General features: G+C 70.5%; 16 protein-coding genes and 1 other RNA gene. 8 read left to right on the top strand and 9 right to left on the bottom strand.

The genetic code is table 11. The annotated features are described in order from the left end of the window. Positions 1-3: 3 nt before the first annotated feature. From glnA to AC5Y7V_RS16830, 5 genes are all read right to left on the bottom strand, one after another. Positions 4-1,344, bottom strand: a complete 1,341-nt coding sequence (glnA, locus tag AC5Y7V_RS16850) for a type I glutamate--ammonia ligase (RefSeq protein ID WP_499881177.1) — start codon at positions 1,342-1,344, stop codon at positions 4-6. Positions 1,345-1,437: 93 nt separating this feature from the next. Then, positions 1,438-3,087: a PE family protein gene (locus AC5Y7V_RS16845; RefSeq protein ID WP_499881176.1), complete on the bottom strand. Its 1,650-nt coding sequence runs from the start codon at positions 3,085-3,087 to the stop codon at positions 1,438-1,440. A gap of 107 nt (positions 3,088-3,194) precedes the next feature. Continuing rightward, positions 3,195-4,760 carry an alpha/beta hydrolase gene (locus AC5Y7V_RS16840; RefSeq protein ID WP_499881175.1) on the bottom strand — a complete coding sequence of 522 codons (1,566 nt, stop codon included), beginning with the start codon at positions 4,758-4,760 and terminating at the stop codon, positions 3,195-3,197. 149 nt (positions 4,761-4,909) lie between these two features. Further along, positions 4,910-6,472, bottom strand: a complete 1,563-nt coding sequence (locus AC5Y7V_RS16835) for an alpha/beta hydrolase (RefSeq protein ID WP_499881394.1) — start codon at positions 6,470-6,472, stop codon at positions 4,910-4,912. A gap of 51 nt (positions 6,473-6,523) precedes the next feature. Further along, positions 6,524-7,906, bottom strand: a complete 1,383-nt coding sequence (locus tag AC5Y7V_RS16830) for a WS/DGAT/MGAT family O-acyltransferase (protein ID WP_499881174.1) — start codon at positions 7,904-7,906, stop codon at positions 6,524-6,526. Positions 7,907-8,038: 132 nt separating this feature from the next. Between AC5Y7V_RS16830 and panB the strand changes: the two genes are divergently transcribed. The 3 genes from panB to AC5Y7V_RS16815 all read left to right on the top strand — a co-directional run bounded on the left by panB (position 8,039) and on the right by AC5Y7V_RS16815 (position 11,796). Further along, positions 8,039-8,884: a 3-methyl-2-oxobutanoate hydroxymethyltransferase gene (panB, locus tag AC5Y7V_RS16825; RefSeq protein ID WP_499881173.1), complete on the top strand. Its 846-nt coding sequence runs from the start codon at positions 8,039-8,041 to the stop codon at positions 8,882-8,884. Between the two features lie 172 nt (positions 8,885-9,056). Beyond that, complete coding sequence (locus AC5Y7V_RS16820) at positions 9,057-10,220, top strand: cellulase family glycosylhydrolase (RefSeq protein WP_499881172.1); 1,164 nt, start codon at positions 9,057-9,059, stop codon at positions 10,218-10,220. Positions 10,221-10,293: 73 nt separating this feature from the next. Then, positions 10,294-11,796, top strand: a complete 1,503-nt coding sequence (locus tag AC5Y7V_RS16815) for a CYTH and CHAD domain-containing protein (RefSeq protein ID WP_499881171.1) — start codon at positions 10,294-10,296, stop codon at positions 11,794-11,796. A 16-nt stretch (positions 11,797-11,812) separates the two neighbouring features. Here the strand turns inward: AC5Y7V_RS16815 and rnpB are convergent. Beyond that, positions 11,813-12,210: RNase P RNA component class A (gene rnpB, locus AC5Y7V_RS16810), an RNA gene on the bottom strand. A gap of 112 nt (positions 12,211-12,322) precedes the next feature. Here rnpB and AC5Y7V_RS16805 point away from each other — a divergent pair. Continuing rightward, on the top strand, positions 12,323-13,492 hold the full coding sequence (locus tag AC5Y7V_RS16805; protein WP_499881170.1) for a cytochrome P450: 1,170 nt from the start codon (positions 12,323-12,325) through the stop codon (positions 13,490-13,492). After that, positions 13,489-13,683 (top strand): ferredoxin, encoded by a 195-nt coding sequence (locus tag AC5Y7V_RS16800; protein WP_499881169.1) that lies wholly within the window; start codon positions 13,489-13,491, stop codon positions 13,681-13,683. The genes AC5Y7V_RS16805 and AC5Y7V_RS16800 overlap by 4 nt, the downstream gene beginning before the upstream one ends. 3 nt (positions 13,684-13,686) lie before the next feature. Here the strand turns inward: AC5Y7V_RS16800 and AC5Y7V_RS16795 are convergent, their stop codons facing one another. Continuing rightward, positions 13,687-14,769: a Zn-dependent alcohol dehydrogenase gene (locus AC5Y7V_RS16795; protein WP_499881168.1), complete on the bottom strand. Its 1,083-nt coding sequence runs from the start codon at positions 14,767-14,769 to the stop codon at positions 13,687-13,689. A 75-nt stretch (positions 14,770-14,844) separates the two neighbouring features. Between AC5Y7V_RS16795 and AC5Y7V_RS16790 the strand changes: the two genes are divergently transcribed. Next, positions 14,845-16,344, top strand: a complete 1,500-nt coding sequence (locus AC5Y7V_RS16790) for an aldehyde dehydrogenase family protein (RefSeq protein WP_499881167.1) — start codon at positions 14,845-14,847, stop codon at positions 16,342-16,344. On the opposite strand, the gene AC5Y7V_RS16785 is transcribed toward AC5Y7V_RS16790, so the two are convergent. Continuing rightward, positions 16,341-19,787, bottom strand: a complete 3,447-nt coding sequence (locus tag AC5Y7V_RS16785; protein WP_499881166.1) for an nSTAND1 domain-containing NTPase — start codon at positions 19,785-19,787, stop codon at positions 16,341-16,343. The two genes, AC5Y7V_RS16790 and AC5Y7V_RS16785, sit on opposite strands and share 4 nt — an antisense overlap. A gap of 287 nt (positions 19,788-20,074) precedes the next feature. On the opposite strand from AC5Y7V_RS16785, the gene AC5Y7V_RS16780 reads away from it, so the two are divergent. Then, complete coding sequence (locus AC5Y7V_RS16780; protein ID WP_499881165.1) at positions 20,075-21,607, top strand: molybdopterin-dependent oxidoreductase; 1,533 nt, start codon at positions 20,075-20,077, stop codon at positions 21,605-21,607. A 4-nt stretch (positions 21,608-21,611) separates the two neighbouring features. Here the strand turns inward: AC5Y7V_RS16780 and AC5Y7V_RS16775 are convergent, their stop codons facing one another. Further along, on the bottom strand, positions 21,612-21,812 hold the full coding sequence (locus AC5Y7V_RS16775) for a hypothetical protein (RefSeq protein ID WP_499881164.1): 201 nt from the start codon (positions 21,810-21,812) through the stop codon (positions 21,612-21,614). A 173-nt stretch (positions 21,813-21,985) separates the two neighbouring features. Between AC5Y7V_RS16775 and AC5Y7V_RS16770 the strand changes: the two genes are divergently transcribed. Next, entirely contained in the window at positions 21,986-23,224 is a 1,239-nt protein-coding gene (locus tag AC5Y7V_RS16770) for a cytochrome P450 (RefSeq protein ID WP_499881163.1), read from the top strand. The last annotated feature ends 3 nt before the right edge of the window (positions 23,225-23,227 follow it).

The following is a 23,227-nucleotide window of genomic DNA, read 5'->3' as shown; positions in this document are numbered from 1 at the left end:
CGCCTAAAGCGACAGGTAGGTGCTCAGCTCGTAGGGCGTGACGTGGCTGCGGTAATTCGCCCACTCCGTGCGCTTGTTGCGCAGGAAGAAGTCAAACACGTGCTCCCCCAAGGTTTCCGCGACGAGCTCGGAGGCCTCCATGGCGCGAAGCGCGGCGTCCAGGCTGGTGGGCAGCTCGCGGTAGCCCATCGCGAGGCGTTCCTCGGGCGTCAGGTCCCACACGTTGTCCTCGGCCTGCGGACCCAGCACGTAGCCCTTCTCCACCCCGCGCAACCCGGCGGCCAGCAGCACCGCGAACGCCAGGTACGGGTTGCACGCCGAGTCGGGGCTGCGCACCTCGATCCGCCGCGACGACGTCTTGTGCGGCGTGTACATGGGCACCCGCACGAGCGCCGACCGGTTGGCCGCGCCCCACGACGCGTTGGTGGGCGCCTCGCCGCCCTGCACCAGCCGCTTGTAGGAGTTGACCCATTGGTTGGTGACGGCGCTGATCTCCGAGGCGTGCTCGATGATCCCGGCGATGAACGACTTGCCCACGTCCGACAGCTGCAGCGGGTCGTCGGTGCTGTGGAAGGCGTTGACGTCGCCCTCGAACAGGCTCATGTGGGTGTGCATGGCCGAGCCGGGATGTTCCGCGAACGGCTTGGGCATGAACGACGCCCGCGCGCCGTTTTCGATCGCGACCTCCTTGATGACGTAACGGAACGTCATCACGTTGTCGGCCATCGACAGCGCGTCGGCGAAGCGCAGGTCGATCTCCTGCTGGCCGGGCGCGCCCTCGTGATGGCTGAACTCGACCGAAATCCCCATGAATTCAAGGGCTTCGATGGCGTCGCGGCGGAAGTTGGACGCGGAGTCGTGCACCGCCTGGTCGAAATAGCCGGCGCTGTCGACGGGGACGGGACGCGTCCCGTCGTCGGGGCCGGGCTTCAGCAGGAAGAATTCGATCTCCGGGTGCACGTAGCAGGAAAAGCCGAGGTCGTTCGCCTTCTGCAGCTGGCGGCGCAGCACGTGGCGCGGGTCCGCCCAGGACGGCGAGCCGTCGGGCATGGTGATGTCGCAGAACATCCGCGCGGAGTGGTGGTGGCCGGACGAGGTGGCCCAGGGCAGCACCTGGAAGGTCGACGGGTCCGGGTTGGCGACGGTGTCGGATTCGGAGACGCGCGCGAAGCCCTCGATCGAGGAGCCATCGAAGCCGATGCCCTCCTCGAAGGCGCCCTCGAGTTCGGCCGGGGCGATGGCGACGGACTTCAGGTAGCCGAGCACATCGGTGAACCAGAGCCGAACGAAGCGGATGTCTCGCTCCTCCAGAGTGCGGAGGACGAATTCCTTCTGTCGATCCATAACTCGAACAGTAGGCAACGGCTGTTAATTTTGTGTTACCGAGGTGCTTTTAAGCTGTGCCGTTGCGTCGATCGGCCGCCGAAATGGGTCGGGCTAGAGGCCCGTGCCGCCGCGGCCGCCGGTCGCGGTGCCGGTGCCGGTGCCCATGACGGCGGCGCTGCCGCCACCGCCACCGCCGCCACCGCCGCTGAGGACGTCGCCGACGCCGCCGGCGCCGGCCGTGCCGCCGCCGCTACCGGTGCCGCTGTGGCCGTTGGCGCCGCCGCTGCCGCCGGTGCCGCCGCTGCCGCCACTGCCGCCGGTGCCGCCGCCGACGCCGCCGCCAGTGCCACCGCCGCCGCCGGTGCCGCTAAGGCCGATGCCACCACCGCCACCACCGCCACCGGCGAGTTCCACGGAGGAGGCCGTGGTCCCGGTGGCGGTGGCGCCGCCACCGCCGTTGAGGACGAAGACGCCGGGACCAGCTCCGTTGCCGCCGTTGCCACCGGTGATGGTGGTGGCGCCGACGTTGACGGCGGCGCCACCGCCACCGCCGCCACCGGTGCCGCCGGTAATCAGCAAGTTCGAGCCGCCCCCTTGTCCTCCGGCGCCGCCGCCGCTGGTCAGGTCGAGGCTGAGGCTGGGATCGATCAGTTCCACACCGCCGCCGGGGCCGCCGGCTCCGGCGGTGCCACCGGTGCCGCCGGTGATGAACAAGCCGCCCAATTGGCCGCTGCCTCCGGCGCCCCCGCCACCACCACCCCCGCCGGCGATGGCGCCACTGGCGGTGGTGAGGACGCCCTGGCCGCCGGCACCGCCGTTGCCGCCATGGCCGCCGTTCAAGCCGATTCCGCCGTTACCGCCAACGCCACCGGTGCCGCCGACACCGCCGCTGAAGGTGGTGCTGCCGCCGGGACCGCCATCGCCGCCGGCGCCCCCGGTGCCACCTTCACCGAACAAGCCCGAGCTCGGGCCGCCGGCACCGCCCACACCGCCGGCGCCTCCGTCCCCGCCGTTGATCGAGCCGGCGGTGCCCGCCAACCCGGTGCCGCCGGTCCCGCCCACACCGCCGGTCCCGCCCGCGCTCAGCAGACCGACGCCCGCGCCGCCGGGCCCGCCGGCGCCACCGACACCGCCACCCGCGGTGCTTGCGCCTCCGGTGCCGCCGACACCGCCATTGCCGAAGATGGCGCCGCCGGTGCCGCCCGCTCCCCCGACGCCGCCGGTGGCACCGGCCCCGCCGGTCCCGCCCTGGCCGCCGTTGCCGAGCAGCCCGGCATTACCGCCGCGGCCGCCGGGTTGCCCCGGTAGGCCCGACCCGCCGTTGCCGCCGTTGCCCCACAACAGCCCGCCCGGCCCGCCGGCCTGCCCGGTTCCCGGCGCACCGTTGGTGCCGTTGCCGATCAGCGGAGTCCCCAACAACAACTCGGTGGGCGCGTTGATCACACCCCGCACGTCCTGCCAAACGGTTTGCAGCGGCGAGGAATTCGCCGCCTCGGCCGCCGTATAGCCCCCCGCCGCCGCGCGCAGGGCCTGCACGAACTGGTCATGGAACACGGCCGCCTGCGCGCCGAGTCCCTGGAACTGCTGGCCGTGGGCGGAGAACAGCGCCGCGATGGCCGCGGACACCTCGTCTTCCCCCGCGGCCAGCACCCCCGTCGTCGGGAGCGCCGCCGCCCGGGCCGCGCCGAGCGTCGACCCGATACCGGCCAGATCCGACGCGGCCGCCGCCATCAATTCCGGTGCCGCGATGAGAAACGACATGTCGGTCCACCTACCAGCTAGCCCCGGTTGTCACTAGCCCGGCGGTCCTCCACCCGTCAGGTGCATGCAACGTAACAGGAGGCCCGAGGGAAGGGGCGCGGTTTAGGTCAGGACCGGCACCGCAACGACGCGGGCGGCAGCGCGCCCGCCACGAAGTAGCGCACCACGGCGGTGTCCACGCACTGATCGCCGTTGAACACGGCGGTGTGCTGGGTGCCGTCGTAGGTGATCAGCGGGGCCCCGAGCTGCCGGGCCAGGTTGACGCCGGCCTGGTACGGGGTGGCGGGGTCGTGCGTCGTGGAGACGACGACGGCCTTGCCGGGCGCGACGGGCGCCGCGGCGTGCGGCCTGGAAGTGGCGGGCACCGGCCACAGCGCGCACAGGTCGCGGGGGGCATTGCCGGTGAACTGCCCGTAGCTCAGGAACGGGGCGACCTGGCGCATCTTCTGATCCGCGGCGACCCACGTCGCCGAGTCGGTCGGCGTCGGGGCGTCGACGCACCGCACCGCGTTGAACGCGTCCTGGTCGTTGCTGTAGTGCCCGTTCTTGTCCCGGCCCTCGTAATCGTCGGCCAGCAGCAGCAGGTCGCCGGCGTCGGTGCCGCGCGCCAGCCCGAGCAGGCCACTGGTCAGGTACTTCCAGTGCTGCGGGGTGTAAAGCGCGTTGATGGTGCCGGTGGTGGCGTCGGCGTAACTCAGGCCGCGCGGGTCGCTCGTCCGGCCCGGCTTGGCGACCAGCGGGTCGACCAGGGCGTGGTAGCGGTTGACGAACTGCGCCGGATCGGTGCCCAGCGGGCAGCCGGCCGAGCGGGCGCAGTCTTTGGCGTAGTCGTTGAAAGCCGTTTGAAATCCGGCCATTTGGTTGATGTTCTCGGTGACCGGATCCACCGTCGGGTCGATGGCGCCGTCGAGCACCATCGCGCGCACGTGCTCCCCGAACGACTCGATGTAGGCGGTGCCCAGCTCGGTGCCGTAGCTGTAGCCGAGGTAGTTGATCTGATCGTCGCCCAGCGCCTGGCGGACCATGTCCATGTCGTGCGCGACGGACGCGGTTCCCGCGTTGGCCAGGAACGCGTTGCCCATCCGGCCGGCGCATTGCTGGGCCAGGTGCTGGTTGAGCTGCTCGATGTGTGCCACGCCGCCCGGGCTGTAGTCGACCATCGGTTCGCGCCGAAACGCGTCGAAGTCGGCGTCGCTGCGGCAGCGCAACTGCGGGGTCGAGTGGCCCACCCCTCGAGGGTCGAACCCGACCAGGTCGAAGTTTCGGGTGATGTCGCTGTTTTCCAGGTCCGACGCCATGCCGGCGACCATGTCGACCGCGGACGCACCCGGCCCGCCCGGATTGATCAACAGCGATCCCATCCGGCGGCCCGTCGCGGGCACCCGGATCACCGCCAACTTGGCCTGCGCGCCACCCGGATTGGCGTAGTCCACCGGGACCGACACGGTGGTGCACTGGGCGGTGGGGACGTCGCTGGTGTCGGTCAGGAATTGGCTGCAGCCGCCCCAGTTCTGCGAACGCACCGCGGCGGCCGGCGGAGCCGGGGTCGGGGTCTGGCCCGCACCCGGTTCCGGGGTCGCGCCCGCCACGGGCAGCACCGGTTGTCCCACAACGAAAATCCCGAACGACAGCAGCGCCGAGCTCAGCGTTCTCAGGCGCGACATGGCTGTCAATGTTTGCAGCCGCGTATTCCCGTCGGGCCGCGAAACGGTCACGGCTTGGTCTCGCGTCGGCGCGTCGCCACTGCTGCGCCGAGACTGCGCTCAGCGCTGAAAATGGCCGGATTTCTCGCGCTGAGCGCAGTCTCGGCGAGACGACGGCCCTAGCACTTGGCGCCGCTCGGCGGCGTGTCGCCGCCGATCAGGTACTGCGTCACGTAGTCGTCGATGCAGCTGTCGCCCTGGAAGACCACCGTGTGCTGGGTCCCGTCGAAGGTCAGCAGCGAGCCGCGCAGCTCCTGCGCCAGGTCGACGCCGGCCTTGTAGGGAGTCGCGGGGTCGTGGGTGGTCGACACCACCACCGTCGGCGCCAGGCCGGGCGCCGTGATGGCGTGCGGCTTACTGGTCGGCGGCACCGGCCAGAACGCGCAGGTGCCTAGCGGCGCGTCCCCGGTGAACTGGCCGTAGCTCATGAACGGCGCCACCTCGCGCGACCGGCGGTCTTCGTCGATCACCTTGGCGCGGTCCGTAATCGGCGGCTGATCAACGCAATTGATCGCCACCCGGGCGTCGGTGGCGTTGCTGTAGTGGCCGTGCGGGTCGCGGCGCATGTACATGTCGGCCAGCGCCAGCATCGTGTCGCCGCGGTGGTCGACGAGTTCGGACAGGCCGTCGGTCAGGTGGTGCCACAGCGACGGCGAGTACAGCGCCATGATGGTGCCCACGATGGCGTCGGCATAACTCAACCCGCGCGGGTCCTTGGTGGGTATCGGCCGGCCGACCATCGTGTTGTTCGGGTCCACCATCGGGTCGACCAGGCTGTGGTAGACGGTGACGGCCTTGGCGGGATCGGTGCCCAGCGGGCAGGTCGGCTGCTTGGCGCAGTCGGTCGCGAAGTCGTTGAACGCGTCCTCAAATCCCTTGGCCTGGCGCAGATCCGCCTCGATCTGGTCGGCGTTGGGGTCGACGGCGCCGTCGAGGATCATCGCGCGCACCTTCGTGGGGTAGGCCTCGGCGTAGGCCGAGCCGATCCGGGTGCCGTACGAGTAGCCGAGGTAGGTCAGCTTGTCGTCGCCCAGCGCGGCGCGGATGGCGTCCAGATCGCGGGCGACGTTGACCGTCCCCACATTCGCCAGGAAGTCCTTGCCCATCTTGTCGACGCAGCGGCCGACGAACTCCTTGGTCTCGTCCTCCATGTGGGCGACGCCGGCGGGGCTGTAGTCGACGTTCGGCTCGGTGCGCAGACGGTCGTTGTCGGCGTCGGAGTTGCACCAGATGGCCGGCCGCGACGACCCGACCCCGCGGGGATCGAAGCCGACCAGATCGAAGCGTTCGCGGATGCGCTTGGGCAACGTCTGGACGACGCTGAGCGCGGCGTCGATGCCGGACTCGCCGGGACCGCCGGGGTTGATCACCAGCGAGCCGATCTTGTCGCCCGTCGCCGGGAACCGGACCATCGCCAGCGTCGCCACGTCGCCGTCGAGGTGGTTGTAGTCGACGGGCACGGCCAGCCTGCCGCACATGGCGCCGCTGGGGATCTTGGTCTTGGGGTTGGACGAGCGGCACGGCGTCCATTCGACCGCCTGGCCCAGCTTGGGCCCCGCCATGACGGCGCGCCCATTGACCACGCGGAGGCAACCGGCGAGCAGCATCGCCACGGCCGCGATCGCCGTCCAGATCAGCAGCGTGCGCGCGACCTTGTCGCGGCGAGACAACCCCATGTCCACATATGCTGCCAGAGCCAACCTGAGATTCTGATGAGCGCCTCCAGCGGCGAACTATCCGGCGGCCGCGAGCAGTTCTTCCATCGCCACCGCGAAGTCGTCGGCCATCTCCCACAGGTCCGGCAGCAACTCCGGGCACGAGGTCAGCCCGACGTCCAAGGTGCCGTTCAGCGACATCACGGTGATGTTGAGCCCCGAGCCGTGGAAGATCGGCCCCAGCGGGTACATCGCCTTGACCTCGCAGCCCAGGAAGTACAGCGGCTCCTGGGGGCCCGGGACGTTGGAGACCACCAGGTTGTGCACCGGCATGCTCTCGGTCAGCCGGGTCCGGGCGTACAGCCGCATAGCGATGCCGAACACCGCCGGCGCGGCGAACTGCGTCCAGTCCTGCAGCAGCGAGGCGCCGATCGCCGAACTGTGCTCCTTGGCAAGCGAATTCGCCTCGGCGATGGCCGCCAGCCGCTCGACCGGCTCGGCGATCTCGGTGTGCAGGCTGGAGAACATGGCCGAAACCTGGTTGCGCCCCGGGCGATCCGACTTTCCGCGCACCGACACCGGCACCGACGCCACCAGCGACGAGTCGGGCAACGCGTCGCGCTCGGCCAGGTACTGGCGCAGCACCCCGGACACCAGGGCCATCACGACATCGTTGACCTTGACACCGAAGTGGTTCTTGACGGTCTTGACGTCCTTGAGGTCCAGCTGCGCATACGCGATGTTGCGGCGGCCGGTGATGGAGGCGTTGAACGCGGTGCGCGGCGCGGCGAACGGACGCGCCATCGCCTGGCCCTCGACGGCCTTGCGCACCGTCGCGACCACCGAGGACACGGTCTGGGGCAGCACGTTGGCCAGCCGCAGCGGCCGGCTGGCGAACCGGACCAGCCCGCCCGCGGCGATCTGCCACCCGCTGCCACCGCCGACGCCGTCCACCGGATCCGGCGCGGGCGAGTCGGCCTCGGTGCCGCACAGCTGCGACATCAGGTTGGCGCCCGTCACCCCGTCCACCCCGCAGTGGTGCACCTTGGTCATCACCGCGACCCGATCGGAATCGGCGCCCGCCACGCCTTCGATGACCCACATCTCCCATAGCGGCCGGCTCCGGTCCAGCTGCAGCGACGCGATGTGCCCGCAGATCTCCGACAGCTCGCTGCGGCCGCCCGGCGGCGGCAACCCGATGCGGTGCAGGTGGCGGTCGACGTCGAAGCTCTCGTCCTCCACCCACACCGGGTGATCGAGGTTCAGCGCGCTGTCGGCGAGCTTCTCGCGAAACTGCGGCATCGCCTTCAGGCGCAGCGTCAGCGCGTCGCGGAGCCGGTCGAAGGTGTAGCCGCCCGGCATCGTCGAGGTGTCCACCTCGATGATCGAGCAGACATGCATGGGCTGCGCGGGGGTCTCGAGGTAGAGGAAACTGGCGTCGAGACCGCTGAGCCGCTGCATGGCCGCCAATGGTATGTCTCACATCACACGGGCGGTGCAACCGCGCATCGGAGATGGCAGAATGGCGGGAGTCAGCGAACCCGGGGACCTTAACGGCCACGAGGATCGATCCGACCACTACCAGGGACAATGATGTCTGAGCAGAACCCTTACGGTGCAAACCCGCCTGCGTCCGCCAAGCCGCCGACCCGGATCCGCACCCACCACCTGCAGAAAATGAAGGCCGAGGGCCACAAGTGGGCCATGCTCACGGCCTACGACTACTCGACCGCCCGGATCTTCGACGACGCCGGCATCCCGGTGCTGCTGGTCGGCGATTCGGCCGCCAACGTCGTGTACGGCTACGACACCACGGTGCCCGTCTCGATCGACGAGCTCATCCCGCTGGTGCGCGGCGTGGCGCGCGGCGCCGAGCACGCGATGGTCGTCGCCGACCTGCCGTTCGGCAGTTACGAGGCCGGCCCGGCCGCCGCGCTGGCCGCCGCCACCCGGTTCATGAAGGAGGGCGGCGCGCACGCCGTCAAGCTCGAGGGCGGCGAGCGGGTGGCCGACCAGATCGCCTGCCTGACCGCCGCGGGCATCCCGGTGATGGCGCACATCGGCTTCACGCCGCAAAGCGTGAACAGCCTCGGCGGCTTCCGGGTGCAGGGCCGCGGCGACGCCTCGGAACAGACCGTGCACGACGCCATCGCGGTCGCCGAGGCCGGGGCGTTCTCCGTCGTGATGGAGATGGTGCCCGCCGAGCTGGCCACCCAGATCACCGGCAAGCTCACCATCCCGACCATCGGCATCGGGGCCGGTCCCAACTGCGACGCCCAGGTCCTGGTGTGGCAGGACATGGCCGGCCTGAGCGGCGGCAAGCCCGCGCGGTTCGTCAAGCGGTTCGCCGACATCGGCGCCGAATTGCGAAAGGCCGCAACGCAATACGCTCAAGAGGTGGCCGAGGGCTCCTTCCCCGCCGAGGAGCACTGCTTCTAGAGGCCGCTTAGCCGGAAGGCCCGCGCCCGGGCCTTTTCCCCGGTTGAAGAGTCGACCCTGTCCAGACAAGTTTTTGCTGAAATCCGTTGCGTGACAGGGAGTACGATTTCTTCTGTAAACAGTCGTGACTCCGTGGCGGGGGGTTGAACACATCGGCACTCGTGGTGGCTTCGTGCACCGCCGAACGGTCTTGAAGTTGCCGCTGCTACTGGCAGGAGGCGCTAGCCTGGCGCGAGTGCCTCGCGCCGCCGCACAACCGTCCCCCGGTCCGCCGGAAGCGAGCCGGTGGTCACCCGAGCGCGCCGACCATTGGTACCGGGCGCAGGGGTGGCTCGTCGGCGCCAACTACGTCACGTCGAACGCCATCAACCAGCTGGAGATGTTCCAGCCCGACACCTTCGACCCGCTGCGCATCCATGTGGAGTTGGGCTGGGCCCGGTCCGCCGGATTCAACACCGTGCGGGTGTTCCTGCACGACCAGCTCTGGACCCAGGATCAGCGCGGGTTCCAGGCCCGCCTTGCCCAGTTCGTCGCCATCGCGGCCGACCGCGGCATCAAGCCCCTGTTCGTCTTGTTCGACTCCTGCTGGGACCCGTTCCCCAAGCTCGGCCCGCAGCGTGCCCCGACGCCCGGCGTCCACAACTCGGGCTGGGTCCAGAGCCCGGGCGCCGAACGCCTCGGCGACCGCGGCTACCTCGACACCATGCGCGCCTACGTGACGGCGGTGCTGACCCAATTCCGCAACGACGACCGGGTTTTGGGTTGGGACCTGTGGAACGAGCCCGACAATCCCTCGCACCACTACGCGTCGGTCGAGAGGCCGGACAAGGAGCAGCTGGTCGCCGAGCTGCTTCCGCAGGTGTTCGGGTGGGCCCGCGCGGTTGATCCCGCCCAGCCGTTGACGAGCGCCGTGTGGCAGGGCGAATGGCCCGACGCCGGAAGCACCGGCGCGATCGCCGCCATTCAGCTCAACAACTCCGACTTCCTGACCTTCCACTCCTACGGCGGGCCGGCGGACTTCGAGAACCGCATCAACGAGCTGGCGTCCCAAGATCGGCCGATTCTCTGCACCGAGTACCTGGCCCGGCCCCTGGGCAGCACCGTCGCGGACATCCTGCCAATTGCCAAGCGCCACAAGGTCGGTGCGATCAATTGGGGCCTCGTCGCGGGAAAGACCCAGACGTACTTCCCGTGGGATTCGTGGGATCACCCGTACCCCTCGATTCCCGACGTGTGGTTCCATGACCTGTTGCAACCCGACGGGCGGCCGTTTCAGGACAGCGAAATCCAGACGATCCGTCAGCTGACCGGCGGGGCGATGCATCTCAACGGGTAGCGCTTTACCGCGATGTGGCACCCTATGGGTTGCCCACCCGCCGCCTCAATCCGCCGCCGCAATGGAGCCGAGAATGCCTGTGAAAGCGCCGAAAACCTCGCGTCATCTGGAGGTGGAGCGCAAGTTCGACGTGGTGGAGTCCACGGTGTCACCGTCGTTCGAAGGCATCGCCGCGGTCGCTCACGTCGACAAGTCGCCGGTCGAATCGCTCGACGCGACGTACTTCGACACGCCGACGCAGGACCTGGCGCGCAACAAAATCACCCTGCGCCGCCGCACGGGCGGCCACGACGCGGGCTGGCACCTGAAGCTGCCGTCGGGCCCGGAGGCGCGCACCGAGGTGCGCGCGCCGCTGGACGCGTCGGAGCCCGACACCGTGCCGGACGAGTTGCGGGACGTGGTGCTGGCCATCGTGAGAGAGCGCCCGCTGCAACCCGTCGCCCGCATCAGCACCGAGCGCGAAACGCAGGTGCTCTACGGCGCCGACGGGGCGGCGCTGGCCGAGTTCAGCAACGACCACGTCACCGCGTGGGCGGCCGGGGACTCCGACGCGCAACCCGCCGAACAGGAGTGGCGCGAATGGGAACTCGAGCTCGCCGAAGGCAACGGCGCGGCCGACACTGAGCTGCTGAGCCGGTTGAGCAATCGGCTGCTCGACGCCGGTGCCGCACCGGCCGGTCACGCCTCCAAGCTGGCCCGCGTGCTCGGCTCGCCGGCGCGTCCCGACGGCGCGGCACTGCCCGCCGACCCGGTCCACCGGGCCGTGGCCGAGCAGGTCGGCGAGCTGCTGGTGTGGGATCGGGCGGTGCGCGCCGACGCCTACGACGCGGTGCACCAGATGCGGGTGACCATCCGCAAGATCCGCAGCCTGCTGGCCGATTCCCAGGGGTCTCCCGGGCCGTCCGAGGACGCGTGGATCCTCGACGAGCTCCGCGAGCTGGGCAACGTGCTGGGTGCGGCCCGCGACGCCGAGGTCCTGGCCGAGCGCTACGAGCAGGCGTTGGACAAGCTGCCGGCCGAGCTGGTGCGCGGACGCGTCCGCGAACGCCTCGTCGAGGGGGCGCGCCGCCGCTACCAGACCGGCCTGCGACGCTCGCTCATCGCGATGCGCTCACAGCGGTATTTCCGGCTGCTCGACGCCCTCGACGCGTGGGTGGCCGAGGCTCCCGCGGCCGTCGAGGGCGTGGAGCCGGCGCCGGTGACCCTCGACGCCGCCTACCGCAAGGTCCGCAAGGCCGCCAGGGCCGCCGCCCAGCTGGAATCCGGCGACGAGCACGAACACGACCTGGCGCTGCATCGAATTCGCAAGCGCGCCAAGCGGCTTCGCTACACCGCCGCGGCCACTGGCGCCACGCAGGTGTCCGAGCAGGCGAAGGCCATCCAGACGCTGCTGGGCGATCACCAGGACAGCGTCGTCAGCCGCGAACACCTGGGTCACCAGGCCGAGGCCGCGCACACCGCCGGCGAGGACACCTTCACCTACGGGCTGCTGTACCAGCAGGAGGCCGACCTCGCCGAGCGGTGCCGCCAGCAGCTCGACGACGCGCTGCGCAAACTCGCCAAGGCGGTGCGCTGAGCCTTAACGCGGTGGGCGGACGAGTTGGCCTGTAAGCCGGATTCTGTTCCCCGCCGCCGCGGCATAAGCAACGGCGGCGGGGCGGCGACCATCCATCTGGACACACCGTTGCCGGGTGCCTCGAGCGGCCTACCCGCAGGCTCGGGCGAGCAACCCTCGAACGCCTGCGCAGCCGCACCGGGTGCGGCCTTCTTGGCCTTGCTTCGGGTGGGGTTTGCCTAGCCACTCCGGTCACCCGGAATGCTGGTGCGCTCTTACCGCACCGTTTCACCCTTACCACCGCGAGGGTGGCGGTCTGTTTTCTGTGGCACTTTCCCGCGAGTCACCTCGGATTGCCGTTAGCAATCACCCTGCTCTGTGAAGTCCGGACTTTCCTCGACTCGACACGCGAGCCGCGGCCGCCCGGCCAACTCGTCCGCGACGGTCCACGGTACTCGCCGCGGAATCTGCTGACCAGCGGCATTCGGCCGCGTCCGCAATTACCTAATCATTGCCTAAATAGCGATGTTGGTGTCACATTGACCCCATGGCAGAAACCGAAGGGTATGTCGATCAGGCGTTCGCGGGGCTCGCTGACCCGCAGCCGATGTACAAGGCGTTGCGCGAAACCACCCCGGTATTCCGCTCGCCGTCGGCGTGGGTCCTTAGCCGGCTGGCCGACATCGAGATGGCCCTCAAACACACGGAGTTGTTCTCGTCGAACATGGACGCCGTCGACCTCGGCAACGTCCGGCCGATGATCCCGCTGCAAATCGACCCGCCCAATCACGCGAAGTACCGCCGCGTCCTGGACCCGCTGTTCACCCCGCGGGAGATGGCCCGGCGCGAGCCCCAAGTGAGCCAGCTGGTCAACGAGATGATCGACCGCTTCGCCGGGCGGGGCGAATGCGACTTCCACGAGGAGTTCGCGGTTCCCCTCCCCTGCACCGTCTTCCTGCAGCTGCTCGGCCTGCCGCTGGAGGATCTCGACCAGTTCCTTCAGTGGAAGGACGGCATCATCCGGCCGGAGGGCGACGCGGGCTTCGACCGCCGTCACGAGTCCGGCGCTCCCACGGCGCAACAGATCTACGAGTACTTCGAGCGCGCCATCGACGACCACATCGCCAGCCCGCGCGACGACGTGCTGTCCGCCATGATCGCGGCGAACGTGGAAGGCAAACCGCTGACGCGCGAGGAGCTGCTCGACATCTGCATCCTGTTCCTGATCGCCGGGCTGGACACCGTGACGGACTCCCTGGACTGTTTCTTCGTGTTCCTGGCCCGCCACCCCGAGCACCGTCGCCAACTCGTCGAGCAGCCCGACATCCTGCCGAGCGCCATCGAGGAACTGTTGCGCTGGGAGACGCCCGTGCCGGGCGTGGCCCGCGTCGCGATCCAGGACACCGAGGTGGGCGGGTGCCCCATCAGCAAGGGCGAACGCGTCAGCCCGCTGCTCGGCGCGGCCAACACCGACCCCGCCGAATTCCCCGATCCGGACGTCGTGGACTTCAGCCGAAACCCCAACCGGCACCGCGCGTTCGGCGGCGGCCCGCACCGCTGCCTGGGATCCCACCTCGCCCGCATGGAGCTGCGGGTGGCGCTGCGCGAATTCCACCGCCGCATACCGGAATACGAGGTCAAGCCCGGCACACAGCTGACCTACACCGCGGCGCTGCGGTCGGTGGAGTCGCTGCCGTTGGTGTTCCCGGCGTCGTGAGCAGAGTGTCGGTCGACCCCGACCGCTGCACCGGGCATGGGCGCTGCTACACCCTGGCTCCCGACGTCTTCGACGCCGACGACGTGGGCCACTGCGTCGTGCTCGTCGAGGAAGTCTCGGGCGACCTCGAGGCGCAGGCCAAGACCGGTGAGCAGAACTGCCCGGAGCAGGCAATCACGCTGTCGCCCTGAGGATTACGCGAAGCACACCACGCTGCGAGCGCCGCGGCCGGCGGTCATGTCGGTGAACGCCGCCTCGACGTCGTCGATGCCGATCCGCCGAGTCACCAACGCTTCGAGGTCGAGCTTGCCGCGCTGGGCCAGCGCGGCGAGCACCGGGATGTCGCGCGCCGGGTCGCTGGCGCCGTAGACGCTGCCCTGGATCGCCTTGCCGTCGGCCATCAACGACAGCGCGGGAAACGTCACCTCCTCGGCGACGCCGGCGGCGCCCACCAGGGTCACCTTGCCGCCGCGGCGGGTGGCGTCGTAGGCCAGGCGCATGGTTGCGGGCTTGCCCACCACCTCGATCCCGTGGTCGACCCCGAGTCCCCCGGTGAGATCGCGCACCGCGGCGACGACGTCGGCCTCGCCGGCGTCGATGGTGTCGGTTGCCCCGTTGGCCACCGCGGCCGGAAGCTGGCCGACCGCCCGATCGGCGGCGATGATCGGCGCCGCACCGGCCAGCCGCGCACCCTGGATCGCGGCCAAACCCACACCGCCGCAACCGATCACGAGCACGCTCTCCCCCGGACGCACGGCCGCGGTGCGCATCACCGCGCCCACCCCGGTGGTGACGCCGCAGCCCAGCAGCGCCGCGAGGTCGAGCGGCAGCGACTCGTCGACCGGCACCACCGCCGCCGCCGGCAACAGCGTCTCCTCGGCCAGCGACCCGACCCCCATCCCTGGCCACACCGGGGCGCCGGCGCCCTCGGCATACGGGCCGCCGTACGCGTGGTCGTAGCCGTGCACGCACAGTTGCGCCTCGCCGCGCAGGCAGTGCGGGCAGGAGCGGCAGGGCACGTTCCACGTCAGCACCACGTGGTCCCCCGGGCTGACGGTGGTGACGTCGGCGCCCACCTCGGCGACGATCCCGGCGCCCTCGTGCCCGAGCGTCGACGGCAGCAGCGTCGGGATCGCACCGTCGCGCAACGACAGGTCGCTGTGGCACACGCCGCTGGCGTGCAGCCGCACCCGGACCTCGTGGGCGCCCAGGGGCCGCAGCGCGAGCTCCTCCACCGCCGTGGGCCGTCCGACCTCGCGCAGGACGACGGCTTTCATCGGGCCAGAAATGTGATCGGCGTCATAGCGACTTACGATGGCGGGACAACGGGGCCGGGTCAAGGGAGACGGGTCATGACGGGATCGACGACGATCACGCGCGAAAGCCAAACCGCCGGTGACGGGCCGGTCCTGACGATCGGCGGCGAGCCGCAGCGGGGCGGCGCCGGAACCTATCCCGTGCACAACCCGGCCCGGCCGGCCGAGATCGTCGGCCACGCGCCCGCCGCCGACCGCGCCCAACTCGACGCCGCGGTGTCGGCGGCAAGGCACGCGGCGGCGGGCTGGCGGGCGCTGGGCGTCGCCGAGCGGGTCGCCGCCCTCTCGGTCGCCGCGGCCACGGCCGCCGAACAGCTGGCCGCGCGCGACGGCGCGCGGCTGTACACCCGCGAACACGGAAAGGTGCTCAGCGAGGCGAACTTCGAGATCAGCACCGGGCCGGGGCTCACCGCGCTGATCGGTTCGATGGCCGAGGCGGCCCTGGCGCCCGAACAGGTCGACCCGGGCTCGGTTTACCCGCGGCTGCACCGGGAGCCGTTCGGCGTCGCCGCGGTCGTCCTGCCGTTCAACTGGCCACTCGCGCTGACGATGACGAAGCTGGCGTCGGCGCTGACGGCGGGCAACACCGCCGTCGCCAAGGTTCCGCCGAGCTGCCCGCTGGCGGCGCTGCGGCTCGCCGGGGCGCTGGCCGCGGCGCTGCCGCCGGGCGTGGTGAACGTCCTGTCCGGACCGGGCAGCGAGCTGGCCCAGGCGCTGGTCACCCACCCGGGCATCGACCTGATCTCGCTGACCGGCGGCGTCGCCACCGGACGCGCCGTCATGGCGGCCGCCGCGCCGCGCCTCACCCCGGTGCTGCTCGAGCTGGGTGGGAACGACGCCGCGATCATCGCGCCGGACATCGAGGTCACCGACGAGCTGTTGGAGCGGCTGGTGACGGCGACCTACACCACCGGCGGCCAGGTCTGCATGGCGATCAAGCGGCTGTACGCGCCCGCCGAACGGGTCGGCGAACTGGCCGAGGCGATGCTCGCGCGCTGCGAGCGGGAGGTGATCGGCGACGGCCTCGCCGAGGAGACCACGCTCGGCCCGCTGCACACCGCCGCCGGGCGCGACCGGGTCGCCGCGCTGGTCGGCGACGCCGCGGCCCAGGGCGCGTCGGTGCGCACGGCCGGGGTGATCCGCGAGGCCGACGCCGGCTCCGGTGGCTACTTCGCGCTGCCGACCGTCGTCACCGGCCTCGCCCCCGATTCGCGGCTGGCCACCGAGGAACAGTTCGGCCCGGTGCTGCCGATCTTCGGCTACGACGACGTCGACGACGCCGTAACCGCCGCCAACGCAACCGAATTCGGCCTCACCGCGTCGGTCTGGACCGGCGACGACGCGCTCGCCGACCGGATCACGGCCCGGCTCGTCGCGGGCACGGTCAGCGTCAACTGCCATGGCCTGGCCGCGCAGGACCCGCGTCTGCCGTTCGGCGGCTGCGGCCAGTCGGGCCTGGGCCGGGAACTCGGCGTCGACGGGATCCGGGCGTTCACCCAGCCGCGGGCTTTCGTCCGCCATCCGGCGCCGAGTTAGCCGCTGCCCGCGATCGGCAGCCCGGGGCAAAGCTTGACGTAGCCCATGTCGGGCGACACCCAGTCGCGCCACTGTTGGCGGCTCATGTTCGAGGTCAGCTTGGCGCACAGCATCTCCGGCGAGGCGTCCGCGGGCCACAGCCGCACCGTGGTGTCGGCGCCCGCGGAGGCCAGCCGTTGCCCGTCGGGGCTGAACGCGACGCTGAGCACCGGACCGGAGTGGCCTTCGAGGTAGGCGCCGAACGGTTGGCCGGTGGCGGCGTCCCAAAGCTGCAGCGTCCCTTCGGTTTCCGCGGTGGCCAGCCGCTGCCCGTTGGGGCTGAAGGCCAAAGCGTTCACGGTGTCGCCGTTCCCTCGTAGAGGGTCATCGACCGGTTGTCCGGTTCCCGCGTCCCACAGCCGCACCGTCTGGTCGCCGCTCGCGGTGGCCAGCCGGCGCCCGTCCGGACCGAACGCGACACTGAATACCGGGCCCGCGTGGCCATCGATGACGGCGACCGAGTGCCCGGTGCCCGCATCCCAGAGCCGCACCGTCTGGTCGACGCTGGCCGAGGCCAGCCGGCGCCCGTCGGGGCTGAAGACCACGCCGTCCACTTTGCCGGTGTGGCCGGTAAGCGCGATCGACTTGCCGGTGGCGGCGTCCCACAGCCGCACCGTCCGGTCGTCGCCGGCCGACGCCAGCTGGCGGCCGTCGGGGCTGAACGCCACGCTGAGCACGGCGCCGGAGTGACCCAGCAGGGGCACGCCGAGCGGCTGGCCGGTCCCCGCGTCCCACAGCCGCACCGTCCCGTCGTCGCCGGCCGAGGCCAGCCGGCGCCCGTCCGGGCCGAACGCCACGCTGTTGACCCTGCCGGTGTGGCCGCGCAGGGGCACGCCGACGGGTTGGCCGGTGCCGGCTTCCCACAGCCGCACCGTCTGATCCTCACTGGCCGAGGCCAGGCGGCGGCCGTCGGGGCTGAACGCCACGCTGTTCACCTTGCCGGTGTGGCCGACCAGCGGCGCGCCGAACGGTTGCCCGGCGTCCCACAGCCGTACGGTGGCGTCCGCGCTGGCGGTGGCCAGCCGGCGCCCGTCGGGGCTGAACACCACGCCGTTCACGATGCCGCTGTGCCCGACGAGCGCCGACCCGCGGTCGCGGCCGGTGTCGGCGTCCCACAGCCGCACGGTCTGGTCGGCGCCCGCGCTGGCCACCCGGTGGCCGTCGGGGCCGAACGCCACGCCCTGCACCGGTCCGTTGTGGCCGGTCAGCGGTCCGCCGAGCCCCTGCCCCGTGTCGGCGTCCCAGATCCGGACCGTCGTGTCCATGCTCGCGGAGGCCAGCCGGTGCCCGTCCGGGCTGAACGCGACGCTGAGCACCGGGCCGATGTGGCCGACCAGGGGGCCGCCGACCGGTTGGCCGGTCCGGGCGTCCCACAGCCGCAGCGTTTGGTCGTCGCTCGCCGTCGCCAGCCGCTGCCCGTCGGGGCGAAACGCCACGCTGACCACCGAGCCCGTGTGACCGACGAGGCGGGGGCCGGGCGAGTAGCCGGTCCGGACGTCCCACAGCTGCACGGTCCGGTCACTGCTCGCGGTGGCTAGCCAGTTCCCGTCCGGGCTGAACGCCACGCCCAGCACCGAACCGGTGTGGCCGCGCAGCGGGGCGCCGACCGGTTGGCCCGTGTCGGCGTCCCATATCCGGACCGTCTTGTCCATGCTCGCGGAGGCCAGCCGGCGCCCGTCGGGGCTGAACGCCACCCCGATCACGTTGTCCTGATGACCGGTCAGGGGCGCGCCCACCTGTTGGCCGGTGTCGGCATTCCACACCCGCACGGTCTTGTCGAGGCCGGCGCTGGCGAGCCGGTGCCCGTCGGGGCTGAACGCCACGCCGTTCACCGCGCCGGTGTGGCCGGTGATGATCTTGAGGGTGCTGGCCCGTTGGGCGACCGCGGTGTAAAGCGGGCCGTCGTCGGAGGGGGTGAGCAGGGCGCGCGCGGCGAGGATCTGCTGGAATGCCCGGGCGTCGCCGCCGGGCTGGGTGCCAGCCAGCATGTCCTGCGCCTCGGCGATCAGGATCTGGCGCTGGGTGAGCAGCTTCTGGTGCAGCTGCAGCTGCGCCTCGTGCCGGGCTTGGACGGCCTGCACGCCGAGCATCACGGCGACGAGGGCGACGGCGGCGGTGACCGCCAACGCGGCGACGAGGATCTGTGCGCGTTTGCGCAGGGCGACCGCGCGTCGCTGGGCGGCTTCCAGTCCGGCCTGCTGGCCGTCCGCGCGGGATGTCAAGGCGCCGTTCACCTTTCCGGCGCGTCGCCGGTCCCGATGCTCTCGCACCGCATCGGTGAGCACGTCGTGCGCGAGCTCGATGCGCTGCGCGCCGTGGTATTCCTCGAGGCGCAGCAGCCGCGACCCGATCAGCCGGGTCAGCTCGTCGTCGGTGAGCCGCGACGGCACCGCTTCCTCGCGGACATAGCTGTCGCGGAATCCCTTCTCGGTGATGAGCTCGGACTCGATGAATTGGGCGACGCGCGGGGGAAGATCGCGCACACACGACAGGTAGTAGTTCGACAGGATCTCCCGCTTGGCGTCCTCGACCAGCAGCTCGTCGAAGTGGCTCTGGCCGCGCCGCTTCCGCTCCTCGTTGAGTTCGCGGCAGAACAAGCTGAGCAGCGCGGGTTCCACCTCCAGCGCTCCCGAATCATCGAAGCCGGGCCGGGCGCGATGGAGGTGCTCGCCCGCGACGATCGCCACCACCCGGCGCGCCAGCGAGCGGGGCATCATCTCTTCCGCCGGTTTGTGGACCGCGTCGACCGCCTCGCTCGTCCCCATCCGCAGCAGGCGCATCCGCGACTGCCCGAGTGAAGGCATGAGCTGGCGCCACGCTTCGAGGTCTGGGACAGATTCCTCCCGAACGCTGATCAGCAGCTTGTGGTTGCCCGTGCGTTCGGCCAGCTCACCGAGCTCATTCCTGAATTCCCGAACGAGGTCGGCAACCCGCTGAGCGGGCGTCAAGAGTCCCTCGAACTGGTCGAGGACGATCACCGGCGTAAGTTGCTCGCCCCGCTCGCTTCGGAGCTCGAAGTCGTCGCGATGCAGATATTCCGAAAGAGATTCATCCTCCGAAGGCAGCACCGGATCGGGCACCTCGGCCCGAATCGAGTCGTAGACCGATTGCCGCAATTGATGAGTGAGGGGTGCGGCGCCCGGCGCGAGGTCGAAGCGCACGTAGGCCGGCAGAAAGTGGTTGTCGCGCAGTAAGGGGAACAGGCCCGCACGCAGCAACGACGTCTTGCCGAGGCCGGAGCGCCCGTACAACAGGGTGACCGGGGCGTCGAGGACGCAACTCAGCAGTGTCGTCGATTCGTGGCCACGTCCGTGGAAGAACGCGCGAGCGTATTCGTCGAACGACTCGAGCCCCGGCCATGGGTTTTCGCTGTCGATCTGCTCGGCCGCCGTCGCGCGCGTCACGGCGCATCACCAAACCCCAAGCGCTTCAAGACAACCGGAATCGACGAACGCATCGTTCGGCGGGTCGCGGTCAAGTCTTACGCTCCCATGCGTCCCCCGGGCCTACAAAGCCCAAGATAAGCGGATATACAGGGTGTCGGAGGCTAAATCACTTTTTTCATATCTGCAAGCCGAAGCGGGCATTTCGGCTGTTTCCAGACTAGCCGTGCGGCCGGTTCACCGGTTTTCCTGCACGGCAAGGTGTTTGCGGCCCCCGATGGGGCGGCGAACGCGGGTAGAGTGGCTCGATGGCCGTCGCCCCGTCGAACGAGCGGATGATCGCCGGCGTCGCCGCCGCGGCCGTCTCGCTCGGGGTAGCCCAGCTGGTGGGCATCCCGTTCGGCGCGCGGGCCGACGCGCGCGCCGCGATCGGCTCGGTGGCCGTCGACGTGACACCGGGACCCGTCAAAGAGTGGGCGATCCAGACGCTCGGCTCCCTGGACAAGCCGTTTGTGGCCATCGTCGTCCTGGTGGCGATCGCCACGATCGCCGCCATCGCCGGGACCCTCGAGACCCCGCGCCGCCCCCTGGGCAGCGCCACGATCGCCGCGGCGGGCGTCCTCGGCTGCCTCGCCGTGTTGTCGCGGCCGGGCGCGGCGGCCCTCGACACGATCCCGACGCTCGCCGGCGCCGCCTGTGGCGTGGCGACCCTTCGTTTGCTCACCCGCCGGATCGGGTCGAGCCCCGGTGATTCGGACGACGATCCGGACGCGGGCAGGCGCAGGTTGGTCATGCTGGGACTGCTCGGATTCGGCGTCGTAAGCGGCGTGGCGGGCGCGGTCGTCACGCGGTTGGTGCATTCCGTGGCCGCCGACCGCACCGGCTTCGCGCTCCCCCACCCGCGCACGCCGGCGCCACCCATACCCGCCGATGTGCAACCGAACGGCGTTGCGCTGCCGAGCTTTATCACGCCGGCCGCCGACTTCTACCGCGTGGACACCGCGCTGACCGTTCCCCAGCTCAGCCACGGCGACTGGCAGCTGCGCATCCACGGCATGGTGGACCGCGAAACCACCTACCGCTTCGACGACCTGGCCCGCTTCGACATCGTCGAAACCGTGACGACGCTGACTTGCGTATCGAATCCCGTTGGCGGAAGCCTGATTTCGACCGGCCTCTGGACGGGCTACCGGGTGGCGGACCTGCTGGCCGCGGCCGGCGTGCACGCCGACGCCGACATGGTGCTCTCGACGTCGATCGACGGGTTCACCGCCGGCACGCCCGTGCAGGCGCTCACCGACGGCCGCGCCGCGCTGCTGGCGGTCGGCCTCAACGGTCAGCCGCTGCCGATCGAGCACGGCTACCCGGCCCGGCTGGTGGTGCCCGGGCTCTACGGGTACGTGTCGGCGACCAAGTGGGTCGTCGATTTGGAGCTGACCCGCTTCGACAGGGCGAAGGCCTACTGGACGCGGCAGGGCTGGGCGCCGCGCGCACCCATCAAGACCGAGTCGCGGATCGACGTGCCGAAAGGCGGCCAGCAGGTCCCGATGGGGCCCGTCGTGTTCGGCGGCGTCGCGTGGGCACAGAACCGCGGAGTGCGGGCCGTGGAGGTTCGCATCGACGACGGCGGGTGGCAGCCCGCCGAGCAGGGCACGAGCTATTCCAACGACACGTGGCGGCTGTGGAGCTTCCCTTGGCAGGCGAAAAAGCCTGGGAGACATAGCATCACCGTGCGCGCCACCGACAACACCGGAGCCACCCAAACGCCGGATGAGGTCGGTAGCGTCCCCGACGGGGCCACCGGCTGGCACACGGTGGACTTCACCGTGTCGGAGCGGTGAATCGTTATTTCGACGAGAGTTTCCGCCAGCTGAACGCCGCGATCGCGATGCCGATCAGCACGGTGATGGGACCGATGATCGACCAGGTTGTCGTATTGCTCATCGGGCTACCAAGGAGCACACCGAACCCCTGGAGCGCCCAGATCAGACCGAATAGCGCGACGATAACCCCGAACGCGAGCGTGACGACGAAAGTCCTTCGCATACGGCGAGGCTACGCGCCGAGTGCACCCAGGGCGCCCTGGACTCACATTCAAAGCCCTGAGTGCACACTCTCCGTCAACGAAAACTGGGGTAGTCGACTACGCGTGTGACGCGGTCCCCCGCCACCAAGACTTGCTGGTGAAAGCACTTCACCGACGACCCCTGGGGAACACCATGACCATCGCGGTTGATGCGCCGACCTGCCCGAGCGTCTTCGCCGCCGGGCTGCCAACGATCGATTACGACCATTGCCAGAGCCCGGCAGAGGCGCACGAGATCCTGCATCGGGCCCGGCGCCGGGCGCCGATCGCGCTCGGCCCGCACGGGCCGGAGCTGCTGACCTACGACCTGGTCCGAACGGTGCTGCGCGACCCCCGATTCCGCCTGCCGCAGGGCATGTTCCTGGCCTCCCAGGGCATCACCAGCGGCCCGTTATGGCAGCGCGTCGCAACCAACTTGATCAGCCTCGACGGGGCCGAGCACCACCGGCTGCGACGACTGGTGTCCAAGGCCTTCACACCACGGGCCACCGAGCGGCTGCGCGCGACGATCGTCGACGTGATCACCGAACTGGTGGACCGCCACTCCCCAACCGGGCACTGCGAGGTGGTGAGCGAGATCGCCCGCCAGTACCCGATTCCGATCATCTGCGCGCTGCTGGGCGCCCCGGCCGAGGATTGGCAGCTCTTCTCGGACTGGACCGACGACGTCTTCAAGGCGTTCAGCTGGGACGTCGCGGCTCACCAGCGGACCATCCTGGCCGCGTGGGACGAACTCGACGCCTACACCGACGCGATGGTCGCCCAGCGGCGCCACACGCTGACCGACGACCTGATCTCGGAGCTTATCCGCGCCGAGGACGACGGCGATCACCTCGGCGCCGACGAGCTACGGATGCTGGCGGCCGGCCTCCTGATCGCCGGCACCGACACCACCCGCAACCAGCTGGCGGCCTCCGTGCACGCCCTGTGCGACCACCCCGACCAGTGGGAGCTGCTGGCCCGGCATCCCGAACTCGCGGCCAAAGCGGTCGAAGAGACGATGCGCCATTCCCCGATCGCGGCCGCCACCCTGCGCGTCGCCCTCGAGGACGTCGAAATCGCCGGGGTGTTGATCCCGGTCGGCACACTGGTCATCGCCAACACCGCCGCCGCGAACCGCGACCCCGCCGTCTACGCCGAGCCCGACCGCCTCGACATCACCCGCGAAGGCGCCCCGCCGATGCAGACGTTCGGCGCCGGCATGCACTACTGCCTGGGCGCCAACCTGGCCAGACTGGAGCTGGCCGAGGCCCTGGCGATCATGACCCGGCGCATGCCCAACCCGCGCCGCACCGGCCCGGCTCCATGGAAACCCCTCACCGGGCTGAGCGGACCCATGACGCTGCCCATCCAATTCGATCCCGGGCATTGATCG

The organism is Mycobacterium sp. NGS34 (assembly GCF_059812845.1).
This window is presented reverse-complemented; position numbering and strand designations above follow the sequence as displayed.

Bases quoted from the DNA above. Each gene is read 5' to 3' on its own strand.
- glnA (WP_499881177.1), bottom strand. From the start codon at position 1,344: ATGGATCGACAGAAGGAATTCGTCCTCCGCACTCTGGAGGAGCGAGAC.
- AC5Y7V_RS16845 (WP_499881176.1), bottom strand. From the start codon at position 3,087: ATGTCGTTTCTCATCGCGGCACCGGAATTGATGGCGGCGGCCGCGTCG.
- AC5Y7V_RS16830 (WP_499881174.1), bottom strand. From the start codon at position 7,906: ATGCAGCGGCTCAGCGGTCTCGACGCCAGTTTCCTCTACCTCGAGACC.
- panB (WP_499881173.1), top strand. From the start codon at position 8,039: ATGTCTGAGCAGAACCCTTACGGTGCAAACCCGCCTGCGTCCGCCAAG.
- AC5Y7V_RS16815 (WP_499881171.1), top strand. From the start codon at position 10,294: ATGCCTGTGAAAGCGCCGAAAACCTCGCGTCATCTGGAGGTGGAGCGC.
- AC5Y7V_RS16805 (WP_499881170.1), top strand. From the start codon at position 12,323: ATGGCAGAAACCGAAGGGTATGTCGATCAGGCGTTCGCGGGGCTCGCT.
- AC5Y7V_RS16795 (WP_499881168.1), bottom strand. From the start codon at position 14,769: ATGAAAGCCGTCGTCCTGCGCGAGGTCGGACGGCCCACGGCGGTGGAG.
- AC5Y7V_RS16790 (WP_499881167.1), top strand. From the start codon at position 14,845: ATGACGGGATCGACGACGATCACGCGCGAAAGCCAAACCGCCGGTGAC.
- AC5Y7V_RS16780 (WP_499881165.1), top strand. From the start codon at position 20,075: ATGGCCGTCGCCCCGTCGAACGAGCGGATGATCGCCGGCGTCGCCGCC.
- AC5Y7V_RS16775 (WP_499881164.1), bottom strand. From the start codon at position 21,812: ATGCGAAGGACTTTCGTCGTCACGCTCGCGTTCGGGGTTATCGTCGCG.
- AC5Y7V_RS16770 (WP_499881163.1), top strand. From the start codon at position 21,986: ATGACCATCGCGGTTGATGCGCCGACCTGCCCGAGCGTCTTCGCCGCC.